Source organism: Candidatus Gromoviella agglomerans (assembly GCF_021065005.1).
Taxonomy (GTDB): domain Bacteria; phylum Pseudomonadota; class Alphaproteobacteria; order CAJXXZ01.
This window is the reverse complement of sequence record NZ_CP069247.1, coordinates 413,936-427,350: the sequence shown is the minus strand read 5'-3', so window position 1 is coordinate 427,350 and position 13,415 is coordinate 413,936. Positions and strand designations below refer to the sequence as shown.

The following is a 13,415-nucleotide window of genomic DNA, read 5'->3' as shown; positions in this document are numbered from 1 at the left end:
TATGAGTTTAAAATCATATCAGGTTGGTTTTTTTGCTGAGAGATTTGCAATTAATCATCTGTGGGTTATGGGATTTTACATATTAGAGTGTAGAAAAAAAACACCTTACGGGGAGATAGACATAATTTGCTCAAAAGGCAAGAGGATCATGTTTTGCGAAGTAAAATTTGGTAAAAATGTAGAACGCGCAACTTCATCAATAAAAAGCAAACAAATGATAAGGATAGTTAATGCTGCAAATTACTGGCTATCACAGAATCAAGAGTATAGCAATTTTGAGTGCAGCTTTTGTGCAATCATCGTCATTCAAGGAAAACCAATCTTATACATTCCAAATGCATGGCAATTAGATTGATAACCTGAATATCAGGTCATAAAAATCATATACAAATATTATGATTTAAAACATATTCCACTTTTGTAACAAATATTTTGATCAACTGCGTGATCCTTAATACAAGGAGGATTCAAAAAAATACATTTGTTATCAACAGACAAACAACTTTACTGAGCGGAGAAAAACCACATCATTTGGATTAAATAATTTCTTAATTATCTGTAAAACATGCAATTCATGTGTATTAGGACAGTCATAAAATACAATAACAATATTATTTGAAATAATAATTTGATATTTCAAAGCTTGCTCTTCAGTCATCAAATAAATAGACTTCATTTCATCGATGGTAACATCTCTAGTTGAATCAATCTTTATAAGACTTGATGGATCTTTTATGATCACACGCTTAATTTCTTTCACGGAATCACATGCTTTTAGTAGTATCTTAAGGTCATTTAGAGCAATATATCCTTCTATTTTCATGACATTACCTGAGAAGCTCAAAATAGCTTCGTGCATATCAACATTTGAATCAAGGAATTTGACTCCATATTTGAGTTTAGAGATTACAAATCCATTTAATGATTTTTTATTTAGCAATCTCTTTTGATTTGAGATAGCATTTTGGTATACAAAATCTGATCCACTTGATATAGCACTACCAATTAGTATTGGAGTACAAGAAGATAGAGTAAAACAACCTACTGAAACAATTATGAATAAAACAAGAATTTTAGTTCTTTGAAAAAGCTTTCTCATAATAACTATATCAAGAGTAATTCATAATATCAGAAGTCATTAGATTATCAATTTTCCTTATTCTTGATGTAGATTGCAACACAAACAAAATTTCAAATATAGATACATATACACAGGATTAATAATCTTCATATTGATTCCACTTGCCAATTTTTTTTATTTCAAGCTTAAGATTAACATTAAATTTACTATAAACCTTCTGCTGAATATTCTGAATCAAGATGCTAATATCACTTGCTAAGTTACCTTTATTGATAATAAAATTCGCATGTTTTGGAGAAATATATGCTTCTCCAACATTTTTCACTCCTACTGCATCAATAAGTTTCCAAGCTGAGCAAATTAATCCAGTTCTATTATAATCTCGAACATTACAGAATGTACTTCCTCCTGTCTTTGCATTCAATGGCTGAGTATCACTTTTCTTTTTCATTATTAAGCTCATATGATCTCGAATTTTATCAAATTTTGAGTATTTTAGTCGAAAAACACCTTCGATGATGATGTATTCATCTGGTATATTTGATTCACGATAGGAATATTTTATGTCATCTTTATAAAGATAGAAGATATTTCCAGAAAAATCCATAACCTTTACTCTTACAATCGAATCAAATGTTTCTTGAAAAAATGAACCAGCATTCATTTTGATAGCGCCACCAACCGAGCCTGGAATCGTACATAGAAATTCCAAACCAGACAATGAGGCATTTGCAGCAAAATTTGATAACACTAAATCCAAGCAACCTGCTCCAACTTTTATACAATTCTCGTGGATAGTAATTTTTGAAAAATAATTTGAATTCAGCTTTAAAGTCACTCCACCTATTCCGTTATTTGATATTAATAGATTTGACGCACATCCTATTACAGTAATTTTGGAATTATGAGGAAATGTTTTGAGAAAAAGTCTTAACTCATCACAATCAATAGGCTCAAATAGCAAATCAGCTTTTGTTTTAATTCCAAACCAATTAGGAATTTCCGCATTAATTTTGCAAAATTTAAATTTGTTAGCGTAATAGTGCAAACTCACGTCTTGTCGTATAAAAAATCATCACTAGTATTTCATAATTAATTTTATCTTGATACTATCATTTCTGGTATATAATGTTCTTTATGAAAATATTTGTAGATTTAGATGGAACTTTGCTAAGAATAAGCAGCAGATCATACATTATGAGATCACTTGATTTTTTCCACAAAGCTCGCATTTACTTTCTTTACTGTACATTTCGCCCTGCAAAAGCCAAGGCTTTTATGTCAAATATCACAAAAACTGATATGTTCGATATAATAAAAGAAGAATGTAGAAATATTTGCTCAAACAAAAACACATATTGCAAAATAATTAATGAATCAGTAATGAGATACATAATTCAATTACGAACTCAAAAATGCGAGATATTTCTAGCAAGCGGGGCAAATGAGGTAATTTGCTCTCAAATCGTCAACGATATCAACTCGATCATATCAAAAGATCTTGATCTTAAAGGATTATTCACTAGTTTCATTGCTAGTAATGATAAAATCAATGCAGTATCTCAAAACAAATACAAACTAATTTTAAGCTATCTTCAGACAAATTTTGTGCATAGAAAGGACAATAAATTTACATATATAGGCAATTCATTTCAAGACATCGCAATATGGAACAATGCAGGGAGTGTAATCGCTTGTAACGCAGGCAGAATGCTAAAATTTGTGTTAAAATTGCTATTCAAAGATAGAAAACCTATGATATTCATATAATTCAATAAGAAATCTTGCACAAATTGTAGTATTAAATATAAACATAGGAGTTATAATCTTCAAACGAACAAATATACTAAGAAAGCAGATAATTGCAATAAACTCCAAAAAATCCAAGTAAAAGTGTAATGATTGATTTGCAACAAAATCACATATAAGCCAACAGAGCCAAAAAACGAGCTCTAGAAATTGCCTGTGCAACCATATTCTGCTGCTTCATTGATAACTTAGTAATAGTCCTAGGTAAAATCTTAGAAACTCTGTTCATATATTTCCTAATAAAATCTATATTTTTGTAATCAATTCCAACTTCATTGACAACAGCTTCATCTGCCCCACGAGACAACAGTAATGGATTCATCTTAAATTCATTGACTCTCACCACCATATAGCGAACGATACTCTTATCAAACTTTAACTTATCCTTAAGATTATTCAAACTATCAACACTCAATACAAGCCTAAAAACTATATAATATCCACGACGATTCTTAGCAATTTCGTAGGCCAACCCACGCAGACCACACATATCAACACCATGAACAGAAGCTCCAATATCATTTACAAAACCTTTCAAGGCATCAACATATCCATTAACCTGCGCAGGAGAAAGTCCTTGCTCAAGTATAATGACTAGCTCATAATTATTAATAGCCACAACAATAAAAAATATCAACAATCTGATTCTATAAATTTCAAATAACTTTTACAATACACAATAGACAATTTTTAGACTGCAGATTCATCAAAAAACAAGAGAATCAATTAATACACCTTTACATAATAATACTCAAAATTCATTTCATAGAACGCAAGACTTCAATAACATTCAACATATCTTCTGGCATATCAGCTTCAAATACCAACTTCTTTTTCGTAAATGGATGTACAAAACTGATGCAATAAGCATGTAAAGCTTGTCTACCAAAATCAACCAATTCATTAATTTGCGAATTACGGTATCCATAAGTAGAATCACCAATTATAGGACATCCGATATGCCTCATATGCACGCGAATTTGGTGTGTACGACCAGTACGCAAAGAACATTCAACCAAGCTAGCAACATTTCCACGGGAGGGAGAGGAAAAAACTTCTAATACTCTATAAAAAGTCACTGCATTCTTTCCACCTTCTTTCAGAACGGACATTTTTTGCCTAAATGAAGGATGTCTACCGATATTAGTCTGAATGATACTTGCTCTAGGGAATGGGACATTATGAACAAAACATTTATATAGCCTTCGCGCACTTTTAGTAACAAATTGATCAATTAAATTCTGTCGAGACTCAAAATTTTTAGCAATAATTATTAATCCACTTGTATCCTTATCTAGCCTATGAACAAGATAATACGATGTATTCAAGGAAAGAGCACGATGAAAGAGACCATTTAATAATGTAGAATCTTTATGTCCAGGAGCTGGATGTACAACCAATCCAGGTTGTTTGTTTATTATCAAAATATCTTCATCTTCATAAACAACATATATAGGAACTTCTTGCGGGACTATTTGATCATCAAAAGAGAATATAGGTACTATAAGGGAGATAACATCACCACTTCTAATCAAATTAGAGCACCATTCTACGTCAAGATCATTAACTTTTACTAAACCACCACAGACAAATTCCTGAATCTGAGAGCGTGATATATGAGAATAAGCCTCCATAGGAGAGACAAAATTATACAATACAGAATCCAATCTAGACTTACCGTTAACTAAATCTCCATCAGATACTATAAACTTTAAAACATCACCGTTAATCATATTAGAGTTTAGCTACGAATTTATCTTATTTTTCATTACATCACTCATTTTAAAAACAACTCTTTTACTTGCTGGAATTAAAATTTCTTCACCAGTTCTGGGATTTCTTCCATTCTTTTCCTTTCGCTCTCCAACCTGGAACGAACCAAAGCCACTAATTTTTACTATGTCACCAGATATAAGGGCCTCAGATATGGAATCGAAACAAGCACTCCAACAATCTAATGCTTGCGCCTTAGTGACTCCAGCAATATCAGCAATCTTTTTCACCAAATCGTCTTTATTCATATAATGAAAATAAAAAAACCATATTTGTATATATCCTGATTTATCAGCACAGTCAATAAAAATTTAAATTAAGAGTGAGCGCAGTAGGGATCGAACCTACGACCATTTGCTTAAAAGGCAAATGCTCTACCGACTGAGCTATACGCCCAACGCGCTTATCATACATTTAAATAACAAAAATTACAATGGAGTTTAAGTCAATAAATTCTATTATGTCAGAATATAATTCATAAATTCATATCAATGAAGCATAAGATGTTTTTAATAAATTTCCTCAAAAAGAATCAAATTTTGTGGAAAATGATAATATTTTCATAATTTCCTTACAAGCAGCTTCAATCTGTGGATCAAATTCACGAGCATAATTAATTGGAGATATATCAACAAATTCATGAGGCTCAACACCAACATTTTCAATCTTTTTACTAGAGTACATTTTAAATGCATGCTCTGGCTGAGACGTAATTCCTCCATCTATAAGTGAGAATTTTGTATCTATACCAACTACACCACCCCAAGTTCTTTTCCCAAATACCTTACCCAATTTCATTTCTTTAATAGCCATGACAAACATATCGCCATCTGATCCTGTTTGTTCATTGCACAAAAAGACAATTTCCCCTCTTCTTGATTCAAAAGGATAGTTAATGACATTTGAACTCCATCTATTGAAGTCATATCCTAAACTAATCTGCGACAACTTCTCAAGAATCAGAGTAGAAATATTCCCTCCTTCATTAAATCTCACATCAATTACTATACCATCTTTGAGTCTTTCACGAGCAAATGACATACAAAATTCAGCATACCCTCTTGAAGACATATCAGGAATATGTATGTAACCGACTTTACCATTAGTGAAATCAGACACAAATTTTCTGTTATTATTCACCCACTCTCTATATATATGGAATCTATTACCTGATGATGAGCCATTAATCACAAGTTGTTTAACTCCATTTTTTGTTAGAGCAACCACATTCACGGTAGGAGAACTTCTCTCCAAAACATGATCTGGAGAGATATCTCGCGTAAGTTTTATTCCATTTATAGATAGGAGAAAATCTCCAACATTGAGAGGAATATCAGAATATAACAATGGTGAAATATTCATAGAATCTCCGGAATATATTTTCTTAATCTTGTAAGCAAATTCTTCACATATGCCAGCTTCTTGAAGGATTTTAAAAAAATCACCCTCAATTTTATCAAATGTAAATTCTGCACATAGAGAGATGTGCATTCTTTTAGAGAAGTCTGCATCTCCAGGAGAGATAACATAAGCATGAGAGCACATCAAATCACCATGAAATTCTTTAATGATCTCATTTAGGTCATTTCTATTAGAAAGCTTATGCATAACTTGTTTGTATTTGACTGATATTTTATTTAAATTACGAGCAACATTCTCAGACCAAAAGAAATCATTTTGCAATCTAACAACCTCATTAAATATGAACTCTCTCTCTTTTTTCAGATCTACCTTAAGATTTATTTTGGCAAGATCAATCCATCCATGATTTTTATAGGATTCTTGAGAATCTGGCCTATCTCCAGCTTTCATCAAACGCAATTTTGAGTTATTACTTGAGCTATAGATCAACCACTTACAATTTTGAGACAACTCTACGTGATTTACACCAGTTACAATTTCTTCTTCTTTCAAAGAAGAGAAATCGTATGATTGAATTACAAATTCAGAATTTTCAGAGTCGTGTTTTGTTACCCACATGACTTTTCCATTAGTAGGCAAAATATCAACAAAATCTCCAGCATCAACTGGAAATGGAATAATTCTATTTGAAATACCATTCATATTGATTGCGAAATTACTTTCTTCATCAACAGATGCTTCTCCAAGAACAAATGGAGATCGAACACTATCTCTCAGAGTCAACAAATAAGGTTTTGAAGAATTTTGAAAAAACATTGAAAATTTCACCTCTCCCCATTCTGGCTTAAAAATACTCTGAGAACAAAAGTACATATACTTTCCTGAAGGACAAAAACGAGGAGCAAAATTAACAAATCCATTTTGCACTACCGTAATACAATTTCTTTCTTTTATCGAGAAGAATTTTATATCTGAAATAGAATCATTCACATGATAAGTATATGCAATCCATTCATTATTAAAGCTCCAACTAGAATCAGACATCCACCCAATAGACTTATCAATATTCAAAACCTCTCCTATTTTGAGTCCATTTTCATCTATTTTATCAAAAATATGAATCAATTCAGCAGATTGCTCCGCATCATTCTTCTTATCATTTTCATCCTGCTTTTGACTGACTTCATGGAGAACTTTCATCAAAAAAAGTTCATTTCTATGATTAGCAATAGCTAAATAGCAACCATTTCTCGAAGGATTAATATCAACAATTCTACCAAAATCATGATCAAAAATCATACATGGAGCGGAAGGGTCAATAATTTTATATATCGCAATAATGTCTTTAGACCCATCATCTATAGCAGCTATAACATAATTTCCAAATATTTTCGCAATTTTAAATCTGTAATTTATTGTAGAATGCACCTGAGTTGCTCCAGATAACCATGGGTGCATCAAGAAGAGACGTCCTCTCGATATAATGGATACAATCTCATGATCATCTTTAACAGAGAAATCATGCAAATACTTTGATGCATCAACCATTTTAGGTAAAGAAAAATTATTATTTGAGCAATTTAAATTCACTAAATTTATTTCAGAAGAAGCTGAATTCAGTAAAAACAGCTCTCCTCCACAACTATAAACGAGATTTTTTGATATAGGACATATAGAAAATTCAGTGACTGAAAAATCATCATGAAAAGTATGCTGAATCACTTTATTATCTACAAGATTTACTGAAAATATATTTCTCTGCTGCACGCAATAAGTCTCACCAGGCATAGCATCAAAATTCACACAATCAGTCCCATCTTTTTCTGATATAAAAAAAACACTTTGATCAATAAGCACTCCCTTTTCAGGGTTACCAAGAGAATAATTGAAGAAATCACGTGATTTATCTTCAAGCAAGCAGAAAGAATCATTTTCACAATTATCAACAACATTTTTCAAATTAACAGAAAGTTTCTCATTTACAAGAAATTCATTTTCAATCTTTTTTGCTAATATCTCTCCTACGCAACCACCTCTATAACCCTTCCACTGAGTAAATCCATATCCATTACGTGATAAGACCAAAAATCGCTCAGAAGCAGAAGGGAGAGAGACAAAATTCCCATATCCAAAAGGCAAGCACCCAATATCTGTCTGATCGTACACATTAATATAAAACAGTTTATTTATTCTAAAAGGAGATTCGTGCATCGAAGCAAATATCACGTAATCATGATAGAAACACACAACACTTGAGACAAAATTTTTATAAGTCAATCTCTTCACTTCTTGAGAATTAAGGTCATATAAATAAACATCACTTCCACCAGAAACATTACTAGTAAATGCGACAAATTTATCATTAGAGCAAATATGTCTACAATAACCAAATTCAGTCACCAAGCAGCATGTGTACTCACCAGATTTACGCCAAATATTTCCACTTAAAGTAAAATATAAATCATCTCTATAAATCGAAGGATAACGCAGATATCCAGACATAAAACTCCCTTAAATCTAATCACTGACTATTTTGTCATTATCTTGCATAAAATTCATACCCTTAATGATTAAAAATCCTGGAATTGAAGCAATAGATATGATACAGAAGAAATAATTCCAACCTATAGCCTCTACCAAAAATCCTGATAGAGCTCCGAATCCATATTTCCCCAATGCATCAAAAGCCTTTAAAACCGACAATTGAGAAACAGCGAATTTAATAGAGCAGCAATTCATCTGATAAGTAAAAAAAACAGTCATAGTAAATCCGTGAACAATTTCTTGAATAGTAATACTCAAGTAAAGGAGATAAATATTTGCTCCAACAAAATTCTGCAGAAGCAATACTGGTCCAACAAGCAAACTAATCAAAGATCCAACACACAAAATTCTGGCAAAATCAAATTTTTGAATTGATAATCCAGCTATAAATCCACCTACTAATGTCATAAACATGCCAAATGTATTATCAACAAAAGCCAGATCCATTTTTGAGAATCCTATACTAAGATGAAAAATCTTATGAAGATTCCCCAATAAATGATCATGAAGAGTATAAAACAACATAAACATGATAATTCTCAATATATTGGAATTTATAAACAACTCACTTAAAGGCGTAATTATAGAATTTCTAAAATTTTTAAACAATGATTTCGATTGCTTTATAACAGGTATCCTGATAACTTCAGGCAAATTCACATTACAAATAAAAAAGATACCAGGAATTACAATCATTAACATTATACGGTAGACCCAAATCCAAGATATGTATTCAGATATGAGGAGAGCTCCAGCAGACACTGCAATAACACCAATCCTAAAGCCCAGAACATTCATAGCTTCACTATTTCCCCACATATTTTTATCTATTATCTCCATTTGAACAGCAAGAGAGAGAATATTGTAGCTCGCAATAAAAAAATTCGCACAGAAAATAACAGTAAAAAACATGAGACGACTGTTATTCACATCTATCAAAGTCAATAATAACAAACATGAGATTGTAACAAATGAACAAAGGATAAGCCACGATCTTCTCAAGCCCAATTTTCTGGACAGAAAAGGTATTTCGATAGAATCGAACAAATGAGCCCACAAAAACTTAAATGCATGAGGAGTATTCAGAACTGACAAAAGAGTAATGCTCGATATACTAAATCCCTCTTCGACCATCCAAATCATTAATGTTGAGCCGGTAAGATAATATGGAATTACACCAACAAAATTCATTATTGCAACAAATTGCATACGTTTATTTGATAATACTGGAAGTATATATTGAAAAAACGAAAAAATAGAAGTAAAGCAGAGGATCAATTTCTTAAAAAGCGCGTGAAAATTTGCAATAGCTTCAGGCATAATCACTCCGCAACGTAGAATAAAGGCACTGCATAAGTATAAACATGCCATACAGGAAAATTGTACAAAAAACAGAGAACTTATTCAAGGTAAATGTCGGGGCGGAAGGATTCGAACCTACGACCCTCTGCTCCCAAAGCAGATGCGCTAACCAGACTGCGCTACACCCCGCAGGGATAATATTATAGGTACGAATAACATTTGTAAATAATCAGCTGTAAAATTGGTTGACAAAAACTATATTTAAATCACAACAGACTTATTAAACGAATAAAATCGACTGAATCGCAAGACATTTTTCAATCATACACAATCATTTTTGAACATCTGCTAAATACAAATTATTTTCTGATCATACTGTTATATAAAGACATGAGAGATTCCCGCAAATTATCTTGTTGAACAGAATTTATACTTGATAAAATATCTTGATTTTGATTAATAAGTGTCACTTTAATATCTTTTTTACTTTCATTAACTGGCCGATAGTAAAATTGCTTCAAAGTAATTCTATTTATATAATGCCTACCCATAACAGCATTAATATTATCAATTATCTCTCTCATATGATGCATAAAGAATACTGCTTTGTAGGATGCTATGGACACGTACATCAAATCCAAATACACTTTTTCTGGATAACTAAATCTCCATAAATCTCCAGGTATGATACGATACCAGGATGAAAATATAGCACTAGGAATATTGGTAGCATCATCAATTATCTTTTGCATATTCAGTGAGATATTTTTCATCGCAATAAAATATACCGATATATTAAGATACAAACAATTGTTCAATAAAGTCAAAAGATATTCAATATGAAGTAAAATTGATCTATAATATCCAATTAATTAATTGGTATTTCATGGATTTCGATATTATTCAAAGAGTGCTATCATCTATCATTGTTGTAACTGCAACTTCCATCAGTGTATATTATGGAGGATTAGTTTCAATTTTGTTTTTCTCCATATGCTTTATGTTTGCAATCGTCGAGTGGTACAAAATATCTTTTGCAATATGTGCAAAAAAATCATGTACGAACACAGCTGAAGTGCTAAAGCAATTTTCGAGATTTGAGATATACAAATTCTTGAGCCTAATCATGATTGGAAGTTTATATATCTTCTTCGGATTATTTTTCATGGCATTTCATTCTTTTTTTTGTGATTACCAAATAGTAGGATACATAGTTGGAATTTGCTGGATTACAGACACATCGGCATTTATATCTGGAAGATTAATGGGAGGAAGAAAATTAGCTCCACACATTAGTCCTGGAAAGACATGGTCTGGCTTTTTGATTGGAGTATTAGTAGGATACATTTCTAGTATCATATTTAGCGCTATTTTCTTCACAAAAGTATTGTGGTTTCAAGGTTTATTTATATGTATAATATCTCAACTTGGTGATTTACTCGAATCTTTTTGCAAAAGAAAAGCAAATATAAAAGATAGCGGGAACATAATTCCAGGTCACGGAGGTATGTTAGATAGAATAGATAGCATTCTCGCTGCTTCATTATTTTATTTCTTGTTTTTATAGAAAAAATTCTCTTTTATTAAATAAATGCAAATTCTTATGTTTGGTAATTTCAAATCAACTTTATTTTTCGTATTTTACTGAAGATCAATCATCAAGTTGATATTTTTGGAGAGGATGGTATTTTTCTATCACACTCCGCATCGACTTTGACATAACATGAGTATATATTTGAGTAGTACCAACATCACTATGACCAAGCAAGTCCTTTACTTCAAGTATATTTGATCCATTATCTAGCATATGAGTCGCAAACGAATGCCTAATTCCATGAGGAGAAATCTTAATATTCAATGATGATTTTCTTACAATTTCATTTAAAATTTGGCCAATTCTTTGCCTGGTCATATATTTACTTTGAGATCTATCACTCCCAAAAAGCCAATCATTTGAATGCAATCCGTAAACTCTTATGTATTCATCCAAACAACGCATCGCTTGATTAGTGAGAGGAATGATTCGCTCTTTTTTCCCCTTTCCGCAAACTGTAAGTAAGAGATCATTTTCTATAATAGAAAAATTTGATAATTTAATCTTTATTAACTCTGATACTCTGATTCCTGTTGCATACATTATTTCTAAAATCAAACTCACCTTCAAACCATACTTTGAATTATCTTTGTAAGAAAAATCGATTAGTTGAATCATCAAATTTTCATTAACAACTATCGGAATATGTCGCTTAACTCGAGGAGAATCTAGATTAACGGTAGGATTGTGATCAATTATCTTCTCATTTAGCAAGAATTTAAAAAATCTCCGCACACATGATAGCGTCCTAGCAATAGAATTTGCACTTTTAGGTGTATCGTACAACCATGATATGAAATTCGTCAAATTCTCTGGATTACAATTTTTCAAAGCAATTTCAGCACATTGAGGATAAACACATATTTTATTAGTTTGAGATTTTGCTTTAAAACTCAATGAATTCACGCACCTATGTCGATCTACAACAAACACATCTTTTGAATCAGACTCATATGAGCAATTAACATTTTCAACAATAGAAACGGAATTAATTTCAGTCTCAGAAATATATCTACATAAAAGCTTCACATCTCTTTTGTAAGCATCGATCGTATTGATAGAAGAGAATTTTTCTGCAGACATAAAATTCAAAAAATCGCATACAATACACATTCAAATAATTACTTTTTGTTGGTAAATCTCATTCTATTTATAGAATCGAACACAACATTAACTATTCCATCAATTTCAGAACGAGCAACAATATGACTTAAGCTCAAACTCGCAGAATCATCAAATACAGTCAACCCTGATCGAAATAGATCTCTAAATATCGATCTTTCACACAATCCAGGAGCTATCTTGAATCCACATTTTACAGATAGCTTTTTGAGGATATCATCTACGACAGAGGATTTAGGATTTGAATTTAATCTATTTTTTACAACGATCCATTCTATATGCTCTCGAGCTCTTGTAGCTTTCTTCTTTTTCGCTTCCCAAAAAACGTCAGTATATAACCCAAATCTCACTCTATCGTTCTCTTCTATATCGCCAATCATATCCAAATCAACGAGACTATTATTGATAGGAGTAATCACAACATCCGCATAAGAATGAGATAACAACATTAGCTCATTTATATTCCCAGGAGTATCTATAACTATAAAATCATAACTTGATGAATTTTGTATAAAATTCTCCAAATCGATTTCATGATTTCCAGTTAATCTCAATTCTCTCTTCAATTGATCAAATAGAGAAAGATCATGCCCATCAATTTTCGAAGATGTCAGTATAGAATAATGAGGCATTTTTATATTCTCATTGTGGAGTAATTCTTTTGATCTATTTACAAAATATCTACACATAGTCCCTTGATTAGTATCGCAATCAACAACACTAACATTAAAGCCAAGATCCATCATTCTCACAGCAAAGTGCACAGCCAGAGTAGACTTTCCCGTTCCACCTTTTGAATTGCCAAAAACTACTATAAAAGGATTCATA

Annotated in this window: 13 protein-coding genes and 2 tRNA genes; 3 read left to right on the top strand and 12 right to left on the bottom strand. The window is 31.7% G+C overall.

The window, feature by feature from the left end; genetic code table 11:
* Nucleotide 1: 1 nt before the first annotated feature.
* Nucleotides 2-355, top strand: coding sequence for a YraN family protein (locus tag Gromo_RS01865; RefSeq protein WP_231158772.1), 354 nt, complete (start codon nucleotides 2-4; stop codon nucleotides 353-355).
* A gap of 132 nt (nucleotides 356-487) precedes the next feature.
* On the opposite strand, the gene Gromo_RS01860 is transcribed toward Gromo_RS01865, so the two are convergent.
* Together Gromo_RS01860 and murB are read right to left on the bottom strand one after the other, a co-directional pair.
* Nucleotides 488-1,099, bottom strand: a complete 612-nt coding sequence (locus Gromo_RS01860) for a hypothetical protein (protein WP_231158771.1) — start codon at nucleotides 1,097-1,099, stop codon at nucleotides 488-490.
* Between the two features lie 118 nt (nucleotides 1,100-1,217).
* A complete protein-coding gene (gene murB / locus Gromo_RS01855) occupies nucleotides 1,218-2,135 on the bottom strand; it encodes a UDP-N-acetylmuramate dehydrogenase (RefSeq protein WP_231158770.1) in 918 nt (305 codons plus the stop codon).
* 74 nt (nucleotides 2,136-2,209) lie between these two features.
* On the opposite strand from murB, the gene Gromo_RS01850 reads away from it, so the two are divergent.
* Complete coding sequence (locus Gromo_RS01850; RefSeq protein WP_231158769.1) at nucleotides 2,210-2,851, top strand: hypothetical protein; 642 nt, start codon at nucleotides 2,210-2,212, stop codon at nucleotides 2,849-2,851.
* A gap of 148 nt (nucleotides 2,852-2,999) precedes the next feature.
* Here Gromo_RS01850 and rpsF read toward each other — a convergent pair whose 3' ends face one another.
* From rpsF to Gromo_RS01810, 8 genes are all read right to left on the bottom strand, one after another.
* A complete protein-coding gene (rpsF, locus tag Gromo_RS01845) occupies nucleotides 3,000-3,509 on the bottom strand; it encodes a 30S ribosomal protein S6 (protein ID WP_231158768.1) in 510 nt (169 codons plus the stop codon).
* A 139-nt stretch (nucleotides 3,510-3,648) separates the two neighbouring features.
* Nucleotides 3,649-4,623, bottom strand: a complete 975-nt coding sequence (locus Gromo_RS01840) for an RluA family pseudouridine synthase (RefSeq protein WP_231158767.1) — start codon at nucleotides 4,621-4,623, stop codon at nucleotides 3,649-3,651.
* Between the two features lie 12 nt (nucleotides 4,624-4,635).
* The gene (locus Gromo_RS01835) at nucleotides 4,636-4,911 is read right to left on the bottom strand and encodes an HU family DNA-binding protein (protein WP_231158766.1); all 276 of its coding nucleotides are present in this window, start codon (nucleotides 4,909-4,911) and stop codon (nucleotides 4,636-4,638) included.
* A 75-nt stretch (nucleotides 4,912-4,986) separates the two neighbouring features.
* Nucleotides 4,987-5,059 (bottom strand) — tRNA-Lys (locus Gromo_RS01830).
* Nucleotides 5,060-5,185: 126 nt separating this feature from the next.
* Complete coding sequence (locus tag Gromo_RS01825; protein WP_231158765.1) at nucleotides 5,186-8,527, bottom strand: S41 family peptidase; 3,342 nt, start codon at nucleotides 8,525-8,527, stop codon at nucleotides 5,186-5,188.
* Nucleotides 8,528-8,542: 15 nt separating this feature from the next.
* On the bottom strand, nucleotides 8,543-9,889 hold the full coding sequence (locus Gromo_RS01820; RefSeq protein WP_231158764.1) for an MFS transporter: 1,347 nt from the start codon (nucleotides 9,887-9,889) through the stop codon (nucleotides 8,543-8,545).
* 96 nt (nucleotides 9,890-9,985) lie between these two features.
* A tRNA-Pro gene (locus tag Gromo_RS01815) sits at nucleotides 9,986-10,060 on the bottom strand.
* A 170-nt stretch (nucleotides 10,061-10,230) separates the two neighbouring features.
* Nucleotides 10,231-10,644 (bottom strand): hypothetical protein, encoded by a 414-nt coding sequence (locus Gromo_RS01810; RefSeq protein WP_231158763.1) that lies wholly within the window; start codon nucleotides 10,642-10,644, stop codon nucleotides 10,231-10,233.
* Nucleotides 10,645-10,757: 113 nt separating this feature from the next.
* Between Gromo_RS01810 and Gromo_RS01805 the strand changes: the two genes are divergently transcribed.
* Complete coding sequence (locus Gromo_RS01805) at nucleotides 10,758-11,438, top strand: phosphatidate cytidylyltransferase (RefSeq protein ID WP_231158762.1); 681 nt, start codon at nucleotides 10,758-10,760, stop codon at nucleotides 11,436-11,438.
* An 84-nt stretch (nucleotides 11,439-11,522) separates the two neighbouring features.
* On the opposite strand, the gene Gromo_RS01800 is transcribed toward Gromo_RS01805, so the two are convergent.
* The gene (locus Gromo_RS01800; protein ID WP_231158761.1) at nucleotides 11,523-12,548 is read right to left on the bottom strand and encodes a tyrosine-type recombinase/integrase; all 1,026 of its coding nucleotides are present in this window, start codon (nucleotides 12,546-12,548) and stop codon (nucleotides 11,523-11,525) included.
* A gap of 38 nt (nucleotides 12,549-12,586) precedes the next feature.
* Nucleotides 12,587-13,414: a division plane positioning ATPase MipZ gene (locus tag Gromo_RS01795; RefSeq protein WP_231158760.1), complete on the bottom strand. Its 828-nt coding sequence runs from the start codon at nucleotides 13,412-13,414 to the stop codon at nucleotides 12,587-12,589.
* Nucleotide 13,415: the final 1 nt, after the last annotated feature.

Coding starts and splice junctions, on each gene's coding strand:
- Gromo_RS01865 (WP_231158772.1), top strand. CDS start 2: ATGAGTTTAAAATCATATCAGGTTGGTTTTTTTGCTGAGAGATTTGCA.
- Gromo_RS01860 (WP_231158771.1), bottom strand. CDS start 1,099: ATGAGAAAGCTTTTTCAAAGAACTAAAATTCTTGTTTTATTCATAATT.
- Gromo_RS01850 (WP_231158769.1), top strand. CDS start 2,210: ATGTTCTTTATGAAAATATTTGTAGATTTAGATGGAACTTTGCTAAGA.
- Gromo_RS01840 (WP_231158767.1), bottom strand. CDS start 4,623: ATGATTAACGGTGATGTTTTAAAGTTTATAGTATCTGATGGAGATTTA.
- Gromo_RS01835 (WP_231158766.1), bottom strand. CDS start 4,911: ATGAATAAAGACGATTTGGTGAAAAAGATTGCTGATATTGCTGGAGTC.
- Gromo_RS01825 (WP_231158765.1), bottom strand. CDS start 8,527: ATGTCTGGATATCTGCGTTATCCTTCGATTTATAGAGATGATTTATAT.
- Gromo_RS01820 (WP_231158764.1), bottom strand. CDS start 9,889: ATGCCTGAAGCTATTGCAAATTTTCACGCGCTTTTTAAGAAATTGATC.
- Gromo_RS01810 (WP_231158763.1), bottom strand. CDS start 10,644: ATGAAAAATATCTCACTGAATATGCAAAAGATAATTGATGATGCTACC.
- Gromo_RS01805 (WP_231158762.1), top strand. CDS start 10,758: ATGGATTTCGATATTATTCAAAGAGTGCTATCATCTATCATTGTTGTA.
- Gromo_RS01800 (WP_231158761.1), bottom strand. CDS start 12,548: ATGTCTGCAGAAAAATTCTCTTCTATCAATACGATCGATGCTTACAAA.
- Gromo_RS01795 (WP_231158760.1), bottom strand. CDS start 13,414: ATGAATCCTTTTATAGTAGTTTTTGGCAATTCAAAAGGTGGAACGGGA.